This is a genomic window from Flavobacterium sp. N502540, from assembly GCF_025947365.1.
Classification (GTDB): Bacteria; Bacteroidota; Bacteroidia; order Flavobacteriales; family Flavobacteriaceae; genus Flavobacterium.
In genome coordinates this window covers 3,628,217-3,647,480 of record NZ_CP110012.1, presented here as the reverse complement: position 1 = coordinate 3,647,480, position 19,264 = coordinate 3,628,217, and the positions used below count along the sequence as shown (strand labels likewise).

Genomic DNA, 19,264 nt, shown 5'->3' with positions numbered 1-19,264 from the left:
AATTAGTGCAATTCGTGTTACTTTTTTACACTTGTGTCCACACCGTAGCTCAAAATGAGTCTCTTTTTTTTTACATGATATTTGTCATTTTATTTTCGGCAGCAGTGGTCTAATTTTGAGGATCCAAAATCCTCTTTTATGAAAATTTCATTAACGCAAAAATACAACGTTCCCGGTCCAAGATATACCAGTTATCCTACGGTTCCTTATTGGAATGAAAATAATTTTAATGAACAGAAATGGATTACATCATTCCAAAGGGCTTTTGCAGAGAGCAATTCTCAAAACGGAATCAGTTTGTACATTCACCTGCCTTTCTGCGAAAGTTTATGTACTTTTTGTGGATGCAACAAACGAATTACTAAAAATCATAATGTTGAAGAAACTTATATAAAAGCTCTTTTAAAAGAATGGAGCTTATATTGTAATTTACTTCCGCAAAAGCCCCTTATAAAAGAGATCCATTTGGGTGGCGGAACTCCAACTTTCTTCTCTGTAAACAATCTGGAACAGCTTATCAATGGTATTTTTAAAAATGCCCGAAAAGCCGAAAACCACGAGTTTAGTTTTGAAGGCCATCCGAACAATACCACTTACGAACAGCTTAAAAAGTTGTATCATTTAGGTTTTCGAAGGGTAAGTTTTGGTGTTCAGGATTATGCAGAAAAGGTTCAAAAAGCGATTCATAGGATTCAGCCTTTTCATAATGTGGCGAAAGTGACCTTTTGGGCCAAAGAAATAGGATATACTTCAATCGGTCATGATATTATATTTGGTCTACCTTTTCAAACGGTAGAAAATGTTATTGATACTGTTGAAAAAACGAACTCCTTAAAACCGGATCGCCTGGCATTTTACAGTTATGCTCATGTGCCCTGGATCAAAGGCAATGGCCAACGTGGATTTAATGATGAAAACATTCCGAAAGATGCTGAGAAAAGAAAACTATATGAAGTCGGTAAACAATTACTGGCACAAAATGGTTATCATGAAATTGGAATGGATCATTTCGCCTTCGCCTCCGACAGTTTATACAAAGCGGCACAAGATAAAAAACTACACCGAAATTTTATGGGCTATAGTGCCTCCAAAACGCAGCTTATGATAGGCTTAGGCGTTTCCTCTATTAGCGACAGCTGGTATAGTTTTGCTCAAAATACCAAAACTCTGGAAGAATATTACCAATTGTTGGAATCAGACAAACTACCAGTGGTGAAAGGCCATATTCTCGATGATGAAGATCTAATCATCCGAAAACATATTTTAAACTTAACCTGTGAATTTGAAACTTCCTGGAGTGATGAATCTTTATATTTTGAAGAAATCCCAGCGGTTTTATCCGATTTAAAAGAAATGGAAAACGATCAGTTAATTGTAATTGAAGAAAATAAAATTAAGATTACCGAAGCAGGAAGACCTTTTGTACGTAATATTTGTATGGCTTTCGATCTGCATTTAAAAAGAAAATCTCCGGAAACAAACCTCTTTTCTATGACGGTTTAGATTGCTATGAAGGAACATTAACAATAGTATCCTGCGGAGCACTGCAAATGACCGGGATAATTGTTTACACCCTGAAAGGGTAAAAACTAAAGTGCAACAAAAAACATCTATCCCGCTTTCTATGAAATCCTCTAAGAAATCGTATGATTTTTATTCGAATCAACATGATTTGCAGAGGGCCTTGCCCTTTCAGGGCAATTCTGTATCTTTATCTAACACATTGTGCGTTGCACTATGCTTATTCTTTTGGGCTTTCAGCCCTTTTACATCTGTTTCAAACATTTAAACCCGGGGAAGAAAATTCTAATTAAGATCAACTCCTCTAAAATGGTATTTCAGTTGACATTAATAACTCTTAAGATTAAGGAGTAAACCTTTATAATCACATTTTTTTATCAGTTTACAACTTTTTCTGCTATTCTGCTTTTAATGCTACACAGAGGTTTTCGCATGATTCCTTTTTAATGACAATTAGGAGTCGACTGAACAAACAAACTCATATTGGATGGAGAAATGTAAGGAATTCCGAGACCTAATCCTCTTAGGATAAATAATACTCCGATAATAACAGCAACATAAGGAATTGCTTTCTGAATCTTATTTCGGAATGGAAGTTTAATTAATGAATTGACATACACAACAACCGTCATTAACGGTATCGTTCCTAAACCGAACAATAGCATATACAGCACTCCTAAACTGGCGCTTTGCATGGCTATAGCTCCAAATAAGGCAACATAAACCATTCCGCAAGGCAAAAAGCCATTCAACAGTCCGATTGTAAAGAGAGATTTATAGCTCCTGTCTTTAAATTGATTCCCTAAGCTTGATTTTACCCGGGAGATCATTTTATAGACTGGTTTGGAAAAGTTGTATTTGGAAAAGACTTTTTCTGGAATTAGAACAATGGCTATCATCGCCAAACCAATAAAAATGGACATTTTTTGCTGAAGTCCGGCCAAAAAGAATCCTCTTCCTAATAAACCAAAAATAAGTCCAATGGTTGCGTACGCAGTCAATCGGCCTAAATGATAGGTACTAATTTGAATTACCTTTTTAGCTTCATTTTGTCGGTCCACAGGCAACATCATGGCAATTGGACCACACATTCCGATACAGTGTAAACTGCTGATTAATCCAAATATGAAAGCGGAATACAACATCTTTTTAGTTTTTTGATACAGCCTACTTTACTACTGCTAAGTAAAAATGCTGTGCGAATAAAGACAAAATCAACTGAAAAGGAATCTTTTCAATTGATCGGTCTTTATACTGTTAATTTACATAGATTACCTCTTTAGACAGGTATTTTTTTCCGTCATACTGCCATTCCATATTGACATCCCAACGTCCTTTCACGAGTTTGTTTTTCGGAATTAACAACGCCGAGTTTGTTAAAGCAATTTGAGTATTAAAGTCAAATTTCTTATTTGACGGACGGTATAAGAGTATGTTACCTTTGACTTTATTGTTTTCAAAAACGGCAGGAAAAACTATTTCAACTCCATCTTTATGATAGGCAATTGAAGGTTTTTGCTGCAAATCCTGAGCGTTTTGAATACGTGCCATTTCTTCCTGAAAATGCGAATCATGCTTATAGTATTCTTCGACAACCAAATCATTGTCGTATTTACTATTCGATTGTACTTCAAAAACAAAATATAAAATGAAACTCATAAACAATGCAAATGCAATGACAATTCCGGTACCCCAATTTATTTTCATGATCGTATTTTTTTAATTAAAACTTCGCGGACCTAAAAAGTTAGTGGTAGTGGTTTCCAGCAGCTCTTTACCATTATAAACCCCTATTTTAACTTTCGTTTTATCACTCTCCAGAAGTACTTCATCTATTTCTATGAACAATGTTCCTTGCGAAATGCCTTCTTTAACTATTTTAAAATGCGTTTTTCCCACATTTTTAATTTCACCTTTTTGATCGATTAGCTCAAAATGGATATCATTATAATCTTTCATTGTCTTATTGACAATTTTATAGGTATATACATTACTGATCTTATCTCCTTTGTGCTGAAAAAGCTGTCCTGGTAAACGTAGAATAATAGCCTGAACATCGGTTCTTAAAAACAACATTCCAACAAATACACTCAACAGAATAAACAAAACAGCTGTATATCCTTTCATTCTTGTAGTGAACTTAAAAGGAGCTTTTTTCTCGATCTCGTCTTCAGACGCGTAACGAATAAGTCCTTTAGGTAAACCAACATTTTCCATGATGGAGTCACATTCATCAATACAGGCTGTACAGTTTGTACATTCCAGCTGTGTTCCGTTTCTAATGTCGATACCCATCGGGCAAACGTGTACGCATTGATGACAATCGATACAATCTCCTTTTCCGGTTAAGGCTCTGTCTTCTTTTTTACTGAATTTGGCTCGACCTTCCTCCTTTTCTCCACGTACAAAATCATACGCCACATTGATTGACTTATTATCCAACAGTACTCCCTGCAAACGCCCGTAAGGACAGGCAATGATACATACCTGCTCGCGGAACCAGACAAACACAAAATAAAAGACTCCCGTAAAGATAAGCAACGCAATAAAATTACTGGCTTGCTGAATCGGTCCTTGTTCTACCATCAGGAAAAGTTCGTCACTCCCCACCAGATAGGCCAAAAACACATTGGCAATTCCGAAAGAAATTAAGAAAAAGAGAGTCCATTTAATGGCTCTTTTTCGGATTTTCTCCGCGTTCCATTCCTGTTTTGCAAGTCGCATTTGTGCACCGCGATCTCCATCGATCCAATATTCAATTCGCCTGAAGACCATCTCAAGAAAAATAGTCTGCGGACAAATCCATCCGCAAAAAATCCTTCCAAAAACAACTGTAAATAGGATTATAAATACAACACCCACCAACATTGAGATCACAAAAAGATAAAAATCCTGTGGCCAGAATGGAAACCCGAATATATTGAAACGTCGTTCGATAATGTTGAACATCATAAACTGGTTTCCATTTATTTTTATAAACGGATTCGCAATTAAAATGGCTAACAAAACATAGCTGACGATCTTTCGGTATTCGTAGAATTTACCAGACGGTTTTTTGGGAAAAATAAACTTTCTCTTACCGCCTTCATCAATGGTTCCAATGGTATCTCTAAAAGCTTCGTCTGGTAAATTTGACATGGTATTATTTTTTAACTTCTGTACTATCTTTTGTTTTATCTGCTGTGTCGCCTTTTTTAGGGGCGCTTTGGTCTACCCAAACTTCTCCTTCCGGTTCTTTTGGATCTTTTGGATTACTGCCTTGTAAAGACAAAATGTAACTCGCTACTTTTTGAATTTCCTTTGGCTTCATCCCGTTGGTTTTCCAGGAAACCATTCCTTTTCCGTCACGTCCTCCATTGGTAATCGTATGGAAAATTTCTTTAATCCCGCCTCCTAAAATCCAGTGATCATCGGTCAGGTTTGGTCCAATTTGTCCACCACCGTCTGCTCTGTGACAGGCTGCACAATTGGTCATGAAGATCTCTTTACCGGCTGCTAAACTTGCATCATCTGTTAATAAGACGACTGTTTTTTCATCCATCAAATCGGGAGCTGTTTTAAGGTATTCCTCGACATCTATTTTGGCCTGAGCCATTTCTTTTCTCAACTCAGTTTCCTGATCGTCTCCTCCAAAAATATCGTAACGGGCCACATAGATTACACCAAATATGATACAGATGTAGAATAGGTATACCCACCAAGGCGGTAAATTATTATCTAACTCTTTGATACCGTCATAATCATGATCCATCAACAAATCGCCTTCTCTTTCAATAGGTTCTGTTTGTGTTAGTTTATGCATCAACTCTTTGTACCAGGTACTTTCGGTCAGACTTAAACTCTTTTCATGATCGGCTTTTGCTTTTTCTTCCGGTGACATTAATTCGTACATTACGCGATTAACGGCATTCAGTGTTATTTCGATTGCAATCAGAATAAACAGAAAAACAAAGAGAAAAATGGAAACCATTGGATACTTAATAAAAGCCGGTCTGTCACCGGAATCTATAAAATATTCCATGAGAGCAAAGACAATGAAAAAAATCAATGGCACTCTTACATATACTGGGAAAAATCTTTTCATTTTTATTTATCTTTTGAAATTATAATAAGCCCTTCATCCAAAGGTATCGCACTCATCTCCTCTATTTTTTCTTTCTTGTAGGAGAATACCCAAAACCCCAGGCCTACAAAGAAGAAAAAGAATATCAGTAGGGAAAATATCGGGTAAATCTCTATACCCGAAATGTTCTCCATATTGTGTTTTATTTGCTCAAACATGATGCTGTTATTTAGATGGTTGCTTTACTTTGATATCGGTTCCAAGTCTTTGTATGTAAGCAATTAAAGCGACAATTTCTCTCTCATTCATCGGAATGAATTTTTCACCTTTAGCAATTGCTTTTTTCTTACTGTCCTCATAACTTTTTACATAGTCAGGATCGTTCTCCAGACTTTTTTCAATTGTCATTGCCTGCGCTCTTAATGTTTTAGTAGCATTTGCGATTTCTTCTTCGGTATAAGGAACACCAAGTGAAACCATTGCCTTCATTTTCTTCTGAGTCAGGGAAACATCCATCGCTTCGTTATCAAAAAGCCATTTGTAACCCGGCATAATTGAACCTGCTGAAGTACTTTGCGGATTCCACATATGGTTGAAATGCCAGTTGTCATTATATTTTCCACCTACTCTCAACAAATCGGGACCCGTACGTTTTGATCCCCATAAAAATGGATGATCGTATACAAACTCTCCTGCTTTTGATTGTGGTCCGTAACGCTCTACTTCACTTCTGAAAGGGCGAACGGATTGTGAATGACATCCCACGCAACCTTCTCTGATATATAAATCACGTCCTTCAAGTTCTAATGGTGTATATGGTTTAACACTTGAGATGGTCGGAATATTAGATTTAACCATAATAGTTGGTACAATCTGAATAACACCTCCGATTAAAATAGCGATTGTAGCCAAAATGGTTAACTGAATTGGTTTTCTCTCCAACCAGGTATGGAATTTCTCTCCATTAAGTCTTCCACTACTAATTCTTTGTAAAGCCGGAGCTTGTGCCAATTCGTCTTCAATAGTCTGACCTGCTTTTACGGTCATAATAATATTGTACACCAATGTCAGCATTCCAATTAAATACAAACTACCTCCAATGGCTCTCATCCAATACATTGGCATAATAGCAGTAACCGTTTCAAGGAAATTACCATAAACTAAAGTTCCATCCGGATTAAATTGTTTCCACATTGAAGCTTGTTGAAAACCTGCTACATACAATGGAATTGTGTAAATAATGATTCCTAAAGTTCCTATCCAAAAGTGAAAATTGGCCAATTTTTTAGAAAACAAATCCGATTTGGTCATTCTCGGAATCAACCAATAAATAATACCAAATGACATGAAACCATTCCAGGCTAAAGCCCCTACGTGTACGTGTGCAACGATCCAGTCTGTATAGTGCGCGATAGCATTTACATTTTTTAAAGAAAGCATCGGTCCTTCAAAAGTGGCCATTCCGTAACCGGTAATTGCTACTACAAAGAACTTTAAAACCGGTTCTTCACGAACTTTGTCCCACGCCCCTCTTAAGGTTAGAAGTCCGTTGATCATACCACCCCAAGACGGTGCAATAAGCATTACTGAAAATGCAACTCCTAAATTTTGTGCCCAGTTTGGCAAAGCCGAATACAATAAGTGGTGTGGACCTGCCCAGATATAAATAAAAATCAGCGACCAGAAATGGATAATTGATAATCTATAAGAATATACCGGACGATTGGCTACTTTTGGAACAAAGTAATACATCAGCCCTAAAAACGGTGTTGTAAGGAAAAATGCAACCGCATTGTGACCATACCACCACTGAACTAAAGCATCCTGAACCCCTGCGTAAACGGAGTAACTTTTGAAAGCTGAAACCGGAATCTCAATATTATTGAAAATGTGCAACACTGCTACTGTAACAAATGTGGCCAGATAAAACCAAATGGCTACATATAAATGACGTTCTCTACGACGCAGCATGGTACCAATCATATTAATCCCCATTACTACCCAAATAAGGGCAATTGCAATATCTATTGGCCATTCTAGTTCAGCATATTCTTTTGAAGAAGTATACCCTAAAGGCAAGGTGATTGCTGCGGCGACAATGATAAGCTGCCAGCCCCAAAAATGCAGATTGCTTAAAAAGTCGCTGAACATTCTGGCTTTTAGCAAACGCTGCAGCGAATAATACATCCCTGCAAAAAAAGCATTTCCAACGAAGGCAAAAATCACCGCATTGGTGTGCAAAGGCCGTAATCGGCCATAACTAAGCCAGGAGATCCCATCTGTTATGTTGGGAAAAAGGTACATCACCGCAAGGGTAAGCCCTACTAACATCCCCACTACTCCAAATAAGATAGTAGCGTAAATGAACTTTTTAACAATTTTGTTGTCGTAATAAAACTGTTCCATTTCCATAATTATACTTGTTTTTCTTTTATTGATGAATTGTTCTTTTGGCTGGTAATTTTGGTCTCATCATCAAAAAGCATTCTGACTGAGGGTGTATAATCGTCATCGTATTGTCCTGATTTGACAGCTACGATAAAAGCAACAAAGAATCCAATTGCCACGAAAATACTTACTGAAATTAATAGATAAATAACACTCATACCTTACGTTTTATACTAACAAAATTACTTGGTTATTGACTGGTAAAATATGATAATTATCATAGGCGAAGTTCTATGTTAAAAATATAAAAAATAACTTCCGAATTATTTATAATGATTTTAAATTACTATTACTGAAATAGTTAGACATAATCGTAACAAAACTTACAATCGTAATTGTGCTTAAAGGCATAATAATAGCCGCAACCAATGGCAACAGATTTCCTGTAATTGCAAAGGATAACCCAACAACATTATACAACAGTGACAAGACAAAACTCATTTTAATAATTGTAATAGACTTGTGTGATAATTTTAAAAAATAATTTAGCCTCGAGAACTCACTTGCGTCCAGTATAGCATCACAGGCAGGAGAGAAAACATTGACATTTTCAGAGATCGAAATTCCAACATTACTTTGTGCCAAAGCACCTGCATCGTTTAAACCGTCTCCAACCATCATCACATTACAACCTTCGTCCTGCAATTTTTTGATAAATTCTAACTTTTGCTCCGGCTTCTGATTAAAAATCAGTTCTGTGTTTTTAGGTAAAATGGCTTCCAAAGTAGCGCGCTCTCCATCATTATCACCTGAAAGCACCTTTATTTGGTACTCATGACTCAATGTTGAAAAAAGTTTTTCTAATCCATCCCTATATTTATTCTGGAATGTAAATTTTCCATAATAAGTACCATCGATTCTAATATGAAGACCTGTTTTTTCGATTTCGGATAATTCCGTTACAGGACTACCAACAAAGGCGGCAGATCCAATTTTGATTGTAGCATTCTCTGCAGAAGCCTGAATTCCTTTTCCGGTAATTTCCTGAAAATCATTAATTTTTATTCTATCTGAATCCGGCAGGAAATCATACAACATTCGGCTCAAAGGGTGATTAGAAGCACGAAGAACATTTTTAATAAGTATATAGTTTTCTTCAGAGAGTGGATTTCCCTCATACACAATATTCGATTTCTTATTGGTGGTGATCGTTCCGGTTTTGTCAAAAACAATCGTATCCACTTTTGCCAGCTGCTCAATTACCAAGGCATTTTTGAGGTACATTTTTTGTTTCCCCATGATTCGCAGTATATTACCAAACGTAAACGGTGCAGTAAGCGCCAATGCACATGGACAGGCGACAATCAGAACCGCAGTAAAGACATTAAAAGCGGTATTGGCATCCATAAAAATCCAATAACCAAAGCCTGCAAAAGCAATTAATAATAACAATGGTGTAAAATACCTACTAATCGCATCAGTTATTGTTTTATGCTTCTGAAGCACTTTTTTCTGGAAGATTTCATTACTCCATAATTGTGTCAGATAACTTTGTGACACCGAATGCAACACTTCCATTTCGATCACTTTACCAATATGTTTTCCTCCTGCAAAAACTTTATCTCCTGATTTCTTAGTGATCGGAACCGCCTCTCCCGTTACAAAACTATAATCGATCTCTGCTTTTTCACTAATCAGAATTCCATCAACAGGAATAAGCTCCTGATTTCGAATGAGCAATCTGTTTCCTTTTAAAACATCGTAAACAGGAATACTTTCTTCTGAAGTATCGGAATTAATTCTGGTCACAGCAATTGGAAAATAGGACTTGAAGTCTCTTTCGAAACTTAAAAAGCTATAGGTTTTAATCTGAAACATCTTTCCGAGCAACATGAAAAAAACCAGTCCTGTCAAGCTATCAAAGAAACCTGATCCATAATTCATGACGATATCAAAAGTACTTCGAACAAACATCACAATAATTCCCAATGCAATTGGAATATCTATATTCAGCATTCCCGATTTGATACTCTTGTAAGCGGAAACATAATAACCACTTGCCGAATACAAAAAGCTGGGCAAAGCCAAAATAAAAATCAGGATTCTGAAAAAAGGTTTGTAATTGTCCAGCCAGAATTCTTTTATCTCAAAATATTCCGGAAACGACAGTAACATGATGTTTCCGAAACAAAAAAAGGCAACACCTAATTTATACGTTAAGCTTCTGTCGACATTATTTTTACCCGTTTCATAATTTTCCAGACTGATATAAGGTTCATAGCCTATAGAACTAAGCATATAAACGATAGTTTTCAAAGAAACGGTATCTGAATTAAAGGTAATCCGAACCCTTTTCTCCGGGAAATTCACCTGAGAAAGACTTATGCCGGGCTGTATTTTGTTTAAATTCTCTAAAATCCAAATGCAGGAACTGCAATGAATATAAGGAATGTTTAAAGAAACAATGGCGGTATTTCCTTCCTGAAACTCTAATACTTTCGAAAGAATAGCTTCATTGTCTAAAAAGTCATATTTACCTGTGATATCCTGTGGAGTAGCGCCGGGTGCATTTTCAAAATCATAATAACCGGTTAAATCATGAAGACTAAAAATTTCGTAAACCGTTTTACAACCGGCGCAGCAAAACTTCTTTTCATCAAAATTGATTACTTCATTTTTAGGAATCGTAAGTCCGCAATGAAAACAACTTTGTTCACTCATAATTTGTTTTTTTTTGATACTACAAATATTCAAAATAAGAGGTGACTTTAAATATGACATTTATCATACTACCAAGAAATCCGTTTCTAATTTAATGAAATAAATCCTTCAAACAGTGATGTCAGATTTTTTTGTTTTTTTTTCAGCCCGAACACTAGCTGCGAAAGCGAATATTGGTTAATTTTGTAATAAATATTTTTGCTATGAATAAATGTGACCAATGTATCGTAAGACAGCTTTCTTCTCTAAAAGCACTCAATAAAGACGAGGTTGTGAAACTGGCGAATAGCAAAACAACTTACACAATTAAAAAAGGAGATGCTCTTTTTGAAGAAGGGGAAGTTACCAATGGGGTTTATTGTGTAAAAGACGGTGTTGGAAAACTCTCTAAATTAAGTGCCAACGGAAAAGATCAAATTGTAAAACTGGTAAAATCAGGAGAGCTTTTAGGTCAGCGTTCTATGATCAGCAATGAACCTGCTAACTTAACAGCCAAAGCAGTTGCTGATATGGAAGTATGTTTTATTCCGAAAGCCGAAATTCTTCACTTTTTCAATAACAACAATCAGTTCTCTATGAATTTGATGCAGTCGGTTTGTGAGGATTTAAAAGAATCCGAAAACGATAAAATTGCATTGGTGCAAAAAACAGTAAAACAGCGTTTAGCGGAAACTTTGCTGCAGTTGCATGACGATTTTGGAGAGAATGAGGATAATACCCTGAAAGTTCAGCTTACAAGAGAAGAGCTGGCGGGTATAATAGGTACGGCCACAGAAAGCTGTATCCGATTGTTATCGGATTTTAACAAACTGAATTTAATTGAATTGGTAGGTAAAAAAATCAAACTTCAGGACATCAAAGCCTTAAAAAGACTGGCAGAATAATTACTGCTTTTTAGCTTCGTTCCAAAAAACATCCATTTCGGCCAACGTCATATCCATCAATGGTTTTCCCATCTCTGCCGCTTTGCTTTCCAGATACTGAAAACGCTTGATGAATTTTTTATTAGTACGTTCCAAAGCATCTTCGGGATTTACATTTAAAAAACGGGCATAATTGATCATAGAGAATAAAACATCACCAAATTCGGCCTCTATTTTATCCTGATCTCCTGCTTTTACTTCAACTTGCAATTCTTCCAGTTCTTCCTGAACTTTGTCCCAAACCTGATGCGATTCTTCCCAGTCAAAACCAACTCCTTTTACTTTGTCCTGAATTCGACTGGCTTTTACTAATGCCGGCAAACTTCTCGGAACTCCTTCTAAAACTGATTTTTTACCTTCTTTCAGCTTTAATTTTTCCCAGTTTTGTTTTACTTCTTCTTCGTCTTTAACTTTGGTATCGCTGTAAATATGAGGATGACGATGAATGAGTTTATCACAGATTTCGTTACACACATCTGCCATGTCAAAATCATTGGTTTCAGAGCCTATTTTCGCATAAAAAACAATATGCAGCAGCAAATCACCCAGTTCTTTTTTTACTTCATTTAAATCATTGTCTAAAATAGCGTCACCCAGCTCATACGTTTCTTCAATGGTAAGATGCCTAAGGGTTTGCAAAGTTTGTTTTTTATCCCACGGACATTGCTCACGGAGTTCATCCATAATAATTAATAATCTTTCGAAGGCCTTAAGTTGAAGTTCTTTGCTCATTTTTGAAATTTTATCCGGGTTGTAACGATTGGTGTAAAAGTAAAAAATCCTGTCAAGAAAACATCTTAACAGGATTAATATATTTTTTAGTATTTAGGTTCTGAGCTTCTAAGATTCAGAGGTTCTAAGATGCTGAGCCTAACCATTTTTTAACAATCTAAAATGAACTTAGTCACTTAGAAACTTAAAAGAATGCTGTGAACTACTATTCTTCTTTTTTAGCTTTTGCTTTTTTAGCAGCAGGAGCTTTTTTTGGTTTTTCTTCAGCAACCGGAGCTTCTTCTTCAGCTTCAACCGCAGCAGGAGCTAAATCTGTTACCAAACCTTTAGACTGAAGGGTATTGTACCAGTTTAATACTTTTTTAATATCTGAAGGATAAACTCTTTCTTCATCATATTCAGGTAAAATTTCTTTAAAGTAAGCCAATAACGTAGCATTGTCTTCTTTGTGCGAAATAGCCTGTCCTTTATTTTCTTTAGTTGCAATGCGTTGCATTACTTCTGTTAGTGGTTTTTCGCCTTCGTAAGTATAAATTGAAATCTCTGATAATAAACTTACATTACTTTTTAAGTTTACTGTGATTTTTTTTCCATCTGCTAATGATTCTGCCACAAAACCTGTACGAGTTTGCACTTTCAATACATATAAACCTGGTTTCCCAGAAATGGCTAAAATTTTCTCTAAATTCATGTTTATTAAAATTAGTATTAAGAATTTGATTTATTATATTTCTTTGATTCTAAATTCATACTTTAGAATACTATCTTCCTTTTTTTGCGGCAGCAAATTTCATTCTGTACTCCTGAAATGTCTTACCTTCAGTAATATTTTTTAGTTTTTTCTGGATCAGACGTTTCTTCAGTGAAGAGATTTTATCGGTAAACAAAACGCCTTCAATATGATCGTATTCGTGTTGGATTACTCTGGCTATCAACCCGTCAAAAACTTCAGTTTTCATTACGAAATCTTCCTCACAATATTCGATTGTAACGGTAGGTTTTCTGTAAACATCTTCGCGAACGTCAGGAATACTCAAACAACCTTCATTAAAACTCCACTCCTCACCTTCTTCTTTCAAAATCTTAGCATTGATAAAAGTCTTTTTGAAACCTTTTACATTTTCCTGCTCATTTGAAGACAGATCCTCATCATCGCTAAAAGGAGTTGTATCAATAACAAACAAACGAATAGGCACACCTACCTGAGGCGCAGCAAGTCCAACCCCTAAAGCGTTGTACATGGTTTCATACATGTTTGCTATTGTTTCTTTTAGGTTTGGATAATCTGGCGTAATTGCCTCACCTACTTTTCTTAAAACAGGATCACCATATCCTACAATTGGTAAAATCATTTGTAATATTTTAATGTATTATCTACTGAAAAACACTGAATTTAATTCTCTTAATTCAGCTGGCAAAAATAGTAAAAAATAGTCAATGAATAATTCGAAAGGGCTATTATATGTCATTTTTTGCAATCTCACCAAAAACTCAGCTATAATTATGCCAAATTAATTCGTACAATTCTTACCTTTGTTTGTAAACCTCCATATATGTTTGATCGTATCTCGAAATTTACCAACAGTACTTCTTTTTTAAATGCCTCAAAAGTAACTATTGCTTCAGTTGTTCCTGTCTTAATTTTGAACTTTCTAGGGCATTTCGAAATCGGTTTTACTATCGCTTTGGGGGCTTTTTATACGTATCCCAGTGATATTCCGAGTTCTTTAAGCCATAAAATAAAAGGACTTATAGTGGCTTCTTTTATCGTTTCGGGAGTGAACTTACTGGTAAATCTTGCTTATCCGTATCCTTTTTTGTTTTATCCTTTTTTAGGATTCTTACTGTTTTTATGTTCAATGATTTCAGTATATGGTCAGCGTGCTACTCTGGTTTCGTTTTCTGCTTTGTTGTCAATTTCCTTATCGTTTGGTCATTTGCATGAAGGCTGGGAGGCTTTTGAATATTCGGGGTTTATTTTTATAGGTGGAATTTTATATCTGATTGTATCATTGGTCTTCCACTTTGTACAGCCGTACAAATATGTCGAACTTCAAATCGCCGAAGGGATAAAACTAACGGCCAAATATTTAAAACTCAGAGGGGATTTATGGAGTCCTGAAGCTAACCGAACAGCCATAATCGAAAAGCAATTAAGTGTTCAGGTAGAACTAAATCTAATTCATGAGGATCTGAGGAAAATGCTTATTGGCAATCAAAATACTTCGGGAGCTACCAGTCAAAATCGAAAAATGTTACTGGTTTTTATCACTTTGGTAGAAATTCAGGAACTGGCTTTGTACACCTCATTCGACCATAACAAAATTCATGAAAAATTTTCCGCGCATCCGGATGTGCTGCGAACCTATCAAAATGTAGCTTATAAATTAGCCTCTACCTTAAAAAAACTGTCTAAAAATGTACACAACATCAGTGTATATGTTGACAAGAATGATTTAAAGAATGAACTTGATGCTCTGGAGTTTGCCATTTTTGACTATGAAAAAACTTTAGGCAAGGAAGAAGCTGCCGAGGGCGTGCTGATGTTGACCAATATGCTGAAATATGCTAAAAATCAGGTGGGAAAAATCAAAACCATCCAACGTGCTTTTTCACTTGCGATGCAATCTTATAAATTAAAAGACAAGGATAAGGAACTGGAGAAATTCCTAACGCCTCAATATTATCCGTTGCGTACTTTGATTGAGAATTTATCCTACTCTTCTTCTATTTTCAGACATTCCATACGACTGACTACAACTATATTAATTGGTTTTGTGATTGGGAAATTTCTTCCGTTTCAAAACGTTTACTGGATTTTACTAACCATTGTAGTAATCATGCGTCCGGGTTACGGCTTAACAAAAGAGCGCTCCTATAACCGAATCTTCGGTACTATTTTAGGAGGATTATTAGCATTCGGAATCGTTTCTTTGGTGCAAAATCACGTTGTATTGAGTATATTCTCTATTGTTTGTATGCTTCTTGGTATTTCGTTTACACAGATTAACTACAAGATAAGCGCAACATTTGTTACGATGTATGTGGTTTTTATTTATGGAATTTTAGCTCCAAATGTAGTTGAAGTGATTCAGTTTAGAATTCTCGATTCACTTGCGGGAGCCATTTTAGCATTTTTAGCCAATCAGTTTTTATGGCCGGCCTGGGAATTTATCAATACACCTATACATATTGAGAATTCAATTCGGGCCAACCGGAATTACCTAAAGGAGATTGCCGATTTCTATAATAAAAAAGGGGAAGTTCCTACTTCATACCGATTATCCAGAAAAAATGCTTTTGTTGAGGTTGGGAATCTCATGACTTCCTTTCAGCGAATGATGCAGGAGCCTAAATCGAAGCAAAAAACACTTCCCCTGGTTAATAAACTGGTGGTGCTAAACCATTCTATATTATCAGCATTGGCTTCGCTATCAACTTATATCCAGTCACACCAAACCACTTCTGCTTCGGAATCTTTTAATTACATCATTAAAACGATTCTTTCCAATCTCGATCACGCAATTGCTGTTCTAAGAAATGAAAAAATTATAAACGACACTTATTTTGATAAGGAAGATGTGACTTTACAATTTGAAGAACTCAAACGTGTTAATTTTAAACGCCTGGCCGCAGATGATGATCTGGACAAGGAAACACGACAAGCTAAAATGCAGGAAGCTCAAATGGTAATCGAGCAATTGATCTGGATGAGCAATCTGGCTGAAAAGATTTTAAAAATTACAAAGGAATTTAAAGCAACAAATCCAGATTAATTCATCTGGATTTGTTATTTATTCTAGGATCTGAGTTTAACTATTTTTTAGTTTTAAAACTTCAGAAGTATGTTTTCTAAGCTCGGCTAAAAGTTCCGGTTTATCATTTAAAGTCTGACCGTAAGAAGGAATCATCGTTTTCATTTTTGACTGCCATTCCGGTGTTTTAATCTGATTGGTAAAACATCTGCTGATCAAATCAACCATAATACCCACTGCAGTTGATGCTCCCGGAGAAGCTCCCAACAACACTGCCAGACTTCCGTCGTGCGTACTAATCACCTCAGTACCAAACTCTAAAACTCCACCACCGTTTTCATCTTTTTTAATTACCTGAACACGTTGTCCGGCTCTTTCCAGTTTCCAGTCTTTAGAACGTGCTGTTGGCAAATACTCACGTAATGCTTTCATTCTGTCTTTAGGAGACTGACGTACCTGCTCAATCAAATATTTAGTCAAAGGAATATTATGATATCCTGCAGACAACATCGGAATTAAGTTGTTCGGTTTTATAGATAATGGTAAATCTAAGTAAGAACCATTTTTCAGGAAGCGTGTTGAAAACCCTGCAAACGGACCAAAAAGCAATGCTTTTTCGCCATCAATTACACGGGTATCAATATGTGGTACAGACATTGGAGGTGCTCCAACGCTTGCTTTTCCGTAAACTTTTGCCTGATGTTTTGCAATTACTTCAGGATTGGTACATTTTAACCATTGTCCACTTACCGGAAAACCTCCGTAACCATCTCCTTCCGGTACATTTGCTTTTTCTAATAAAGGCAATGAACCTCCACCCGCTCCGATAAATACAAACTTAGTATAAGCTTTTCTTACATCGCCGGTAGCAATATCGGTGATTTTGATACGCCATGATTTATCTTCACGTTGTTTTAGTTTTTTAACTTCATGATTAAAGTGCAAAGAAACACCATCAAGTGTCGCTAAATAATTGAACATGCTTCTGGTTAAAGCCCCAAAATTCACATCGGTACCTATTTCCATATGGGTAGCTGCCAGTTTCTCGTTAGCATCTCTGCCTTCCATAACAAGCGGCATCCATTTTTTCAATTGCTCAAAATCAGAACTAAATTCCATTTGAGAAAAAATAGGATTATTTTGTAATGCTTCAAATCTCTTTTTAAGATACTCCACATTTTTATCTCCCCATACAAAACTCATATGAGGAACACTTTTAATAAAATTGTCAGGAGATGGTACCTTTTTCTGCTCTACTAAATAGGACCAGAACTGGCGTGAAATCTCAAAAGATTCTGCAATACTTATCGCTTTTTTCGGATCAATACTTCCGTCAGCCTTTTCAGGAGTGTAATTTAATTCACAAAAGGCAGAGTGCCCTGTTCCTGCATTATTCCATGCATCTGAACTTTCTGCGGCAGCAACATCTAATCTTTCGTAAATTTCAATTTTTATATCAGGTTGTAATTCTTTCAAAATTACTCCAAGAGTGGCACTCATAATTCCCGCTCCAATAAGCACTACTTCACTATTAGAACGTATTGTTTTGTCAGACATAACAGTATTATTTTTAAAGTGCAAAGGTACTTTTTATAATTGCAAAAAAAAACTAAAATTGCATGATAAAAGTTATGTTTTTCTAAAAAATAAAAAGCTAAAAGATTGGGTGTTAAAAACGTTTTGACGAGAGATAGTCCTGAAGCATAATTGTAGCCGAAATTTCATCGATTAAACCTTTATTCTGGCGCTGTTTTTTACTGAGTCCGCTATCGATCATCGTTTGAAAGGCCATTTTTGACGTAAAACGTTCGTCGACACGAACTACTTTCATATCAGGAAAAATATTGGTAAAATGAGTTACAAACCCTTTAATAACCGAAGCACTCTCTGATGGCTGACCATTCATTTGTTTGGGCTCGCCAATTAAAACGGCTTCAACCTTTTCTTTTGCAAAATAATCTTTCAGAAAATCAATAAGGGTATTGGTTGGTATTGTTGTTAAACCTGAAGCAATAATCTGCATTTCATCAGTAACAGCAATTCCGGTGCGCTTTTGTCCGTAGTCTATAGAAAGAATTCTTGGCATCTTTGAATTTTTAACAAAGATAGAAAGGAAACATACAAATTTAAAGAGAATCTTTGTATTTTATAAAACCGAGCACCAGAACCATCTATCTGTATATTCCATTAAACTCAATATAATTAAAACAATCAAGATACATTTGACCTCATAAAAAATCCGTTCTGAGCTTTTATTCAAAACGGATTTTTTCCAAATATTCAAAACCTAAAAAAAATAACTTCTATCTGTTAAACAGTCTTCTAAAAAAACCTCTTTCCTCCTCTTCATCATTTTCCTGCACTTCATATTGAGCAAATTTTGCCTGCGATTTCTCATGTTCATAGATTAACTCCTTAATATATTCAACATAAGTTCTTTTCTTTTCCTCCAGAAATCCAATAAGATACTTCTCGCTAAACTCCATACCGCTTGCAGCCTCGATCTGTAACAGTTTTTTGTATAGCGGTTCAATATGCAAGGCAATTACTTCTTGTGGGACTGCTTGTCGTCTTCCAAAATAATTTACAATAACTCCGTTCTCGTCTTTTGCAATCTCAAAATCGGTAATAACCCAATAGTAACGTCCTGACTTCGCTAAATTCTTAACAATAGCATGAAAGTTCTTTCCGTTTTTAAGATTCTCCCAAAGCACTTTAAAAATAACCTTTGGCATATCCGGATGACGTATAATATTGTGTGGCTGCCCCATTAACTCATAATCTTCATAACCGCATACATCTACAAATACTTCATTGGCATATTCAATAATACCAAAAGCATTTGTTTTACTCATAATCACTTGTGTTTTGTCCCACGTGACTTCTTTATCGATTACTGCAACAGGCGTTCGGAGTTGATTTTCTTGATTCATTTCTTACTGATTAAATATTTTTGTTTTGGAATGGTATTTCGCAATTCCTCTCTATATCTTTCGGGAATTATACCGCGAAATTAATGAGAAGTAAAAACGCAAAATCTGATTTTTATCATGTTTTACCATCAAAAAAAAGCGTTTATAGGTTAACCTCATTCTTGCATTTTCCATAAGCCTTGTTTTATTTATCAAAATACAAACAAAAAGTTACACTTGTAACATTTT

At 35.8% G+C, this 19,264-nt stretch carries 17 protein-coding genes; 3 read left to right on the top strand and 14 right to left on the bottom strand.

The window, feature by feature from the left end:
* Positions 1-138: 138 nt before the first annotated feature.
* Positions 139-1,503 (top strand): oxygen-independent coproporphyrinogen III oxidase, encoded by a 1,365-nt coding sequence (hemN, locus tag OLM58_RS15435; RefSeq protein ID WP_264529637.1) that lies wholly within the window; start codon positions 139-141, stop codon positions 1,501-1,503.
* Positions 1,504-1,964: 461 nt separating this feature from the next.
* On the opposite strand, the gene OLM58_RS15430 is transcribed toward hemN, so the two are convergent.
* The 8 genes from OLM58_RS15430 to OLM58_RS15395 form a co-directional block, all read right to left on the bottom strand.
* On the bottom strand, positions 1,965-2,666 hold the full coding sequence (locus OLM58_RS15430) for a sulfite exporter TauE/SafE family protein (RefSeq protein WP_264529636.1): 702 nt from the start codon (positions 2,664-2,666) through the stop codon (positions 1,965-1,967).
* A 112-nt stretch (positions 2,667-2,778) separates the two neighbouring features.
* Entirely contained in the window at positions 2,779-3,228 is a 450-nt protein-coding gene (locus OLM58_RS15425) for a FixH family protein (protein ID WP_264529635.1), read from the bottom strand.
* Between the two features lie 12 nt (positions 3,229-3,240).
* Positions 3,241-4,659: a cytochrome c oxidase accessory protein CcoG gene (gene ccoG / locus OLM58_RS15420; protein ID WP_264529634.1), complete on the bottom strand. Its 1,419-nt coding sequence runs from the start codon at positions 4,657-4,659 to the stop codon at positions 3,241-3,243.
* Between the two features lie 4 nt (positions 4,660-4,663).
* A complete protein-coding gene (locus OLM58_RS15415) occupies positions 4,664-5,605 on the bottom strand; it encodes a cbb3-type cytochrome c oxidase N-terminal domain-containing protein (protein WP_264529633.1) in 942 nt (313 codons plus the stop codon).
* A 2-nt stretch (positions 5,606-5,607) separates the two neighbouring features.
* Positions 5,608-5,802 carry a CcoQ/FixQ family Cbb3-type cytochrome c oxidase assembly chaperone gene (locus tag OLM58_RS15410; RefSeq protein WP_264529632.1) on the bottom strand — a complete coding sequence of 65 codons (195 nt, stop codon included), beginning with the start codon at positions 5,800-5,802 and terminating at the stop codon, positions 5,608-5,610.
* 7 nt (positions 5,803-5,809) lie between these two features.
* Positions 5,810-7,996 (bottom strand): cytochrome-c oxidase, cbb3-type subunit I, encoded by a 2,187-nt coding sequence (gene ccoN, locus OLM58_RS15405; RefSeq protein ID WP_017498332.1) that lies wholly within the window; start codon positions 7,994-7,996, stop codon positions 5,810-5,812.
* A gap of 2 nt (positions 7,997-7,998) precedes the next feature.
* Positions 7,999-8,190, bottom strand: a complete 192-nt coding sequence (ccoS, locus tag OLM58_RS15400; RefSeq protein WP_017498331.1) for a cbb3-type cytochrome oxidase assembly protein CcoS — start codon at positions 8,188-8,190, stop codon at positions 7,999-8,001.
* Positions 8,191-8,299: 109 nt separating this feature from the next.
* Positions 8,300-10,693: a heavy metal translocating P-type ATPase gene (locus tag OLM58_RS15395; protein WP_264529631.1), complete on the bottom strand. Its 2,394-nt coding sequence runs from the start codon at positions 10,691-10,693 to the stop codon at positions 8,300-8,302.
* Between the two features lie 203 nt (positions 10,694-10,896).
* On the opposite strand from OLM58_RS15395, the gene OLM58_RS15390 reads away from it, so the two are divergent.
* Positions 10,897-11,577: a Crp/Fnr family transcriptional regulator gene (locus OLM58_RS15390; RefSeq protein ID WP_264529630.1), complete on the top strand. Its 681-nt coding sequence runs from the start codon at positions 10,897-10,899 to the stop codon at positions 11,575-11,577.
* On the opposite strand, the gene mazG is transcribed toward OLM58_RS15390, so the two are convergent.
* The 3 genes from mazG to def form a co-directional block, all read right to left on the bottom strand.
* Positions 11,578-12,348 (bottom strand): nucleoside triphosphate pyrophosphohydrolase, encoded by a 771-nt coding sequence (mazG, locus tag OLM58_RS15385; RefSeq protein WP_017498328.1) that lies wholly within the window; start codon positions 12,346-12,348, stop codon positions 11,578-11,580.
* Positions 12,349-12,553: 205 nt separating this feature from the next.
* Entirely contained in the window at positions 12,554-13,039 is a 486-nt protein-coding gene (locus OLM58_RS15380; protein WP_264529629.1) for a DUF5606 domain-containing protein, read from the bottom strand.
* A gap of 70 nt (positions 13,040-13,109) precedes the next feature.
* Positions 13,110-13,700 (bottom strand): peptide deformylase, encoded by a 591-nt coding sequence (gene def / locus OLM58_RS15375; protein WP_264529628.1) that lies wholly within the window; start codon positions 13,698-13,700, stop codon positions 13,110-13,112.
* A 201-nt stretch (positions 13,701-13,901) separates the two neighbouring features.
* Here def and OLM58_RS15370 point away from each other — a divergent pair, with 201 nt between their 5' ends.
* Positions 13,902-16,124, top strand: coding sequence for an FUSC family protein (locus tag OLM58_RS15370; protein WP_202701391.1), 2,223 nt, complete (start codon positions 13,902-13,904; stop codon positions 16,122-16,124).
* A 36-nt stretch (positions 16,125-16,160) separates the two neighbouring features.
* On the opposite strand, the gene OLM58_RS15365 is transcribed toward OLM58_RS15370, so the two are convergent.
* The 3 genes from OLM58_RS15365 to OLM58_RS15355 all read right to left on the bottom strand — a co-directional run bounded on the left by OLM58_RS15365 (position 16,161) and on the right by OLM58_RS15355 (position 19,036).
* Entirely contained in the window at positions 16,161-17,660 is a 1,500-nt protein-coding gene (locus OLM58_RS15365; RefSeq protein WP_264529627.1) for a malate:quinone oxidoreductase, read from the bottom strand.
* Between the two features lie 112 nt (positions 17,661-17,772).
* Entirely contained in the window at positions 17,773-18,189 is a 417-nt protein-coding gene (gene ruvX / locus OLM58_RS15360) for a Holliday junction resolvase RuvX (RefSeq protein ID WP_070906723.1), read from the bottom strand.
* Positions 18,190-18,406: 217 nt separating this feature from the next.
* Entirely contained in the window at positions 18,407-19,036 is a 630-nt protein-coding gene (locus tag OLM58_RS15355; RefSeq protein WP_264529626.1) for a PAS domain-containing protein, read from the bottom strand.
* Between the last annotated feature and the right edge of the window lie 228 nt (positions 19,037-19,264).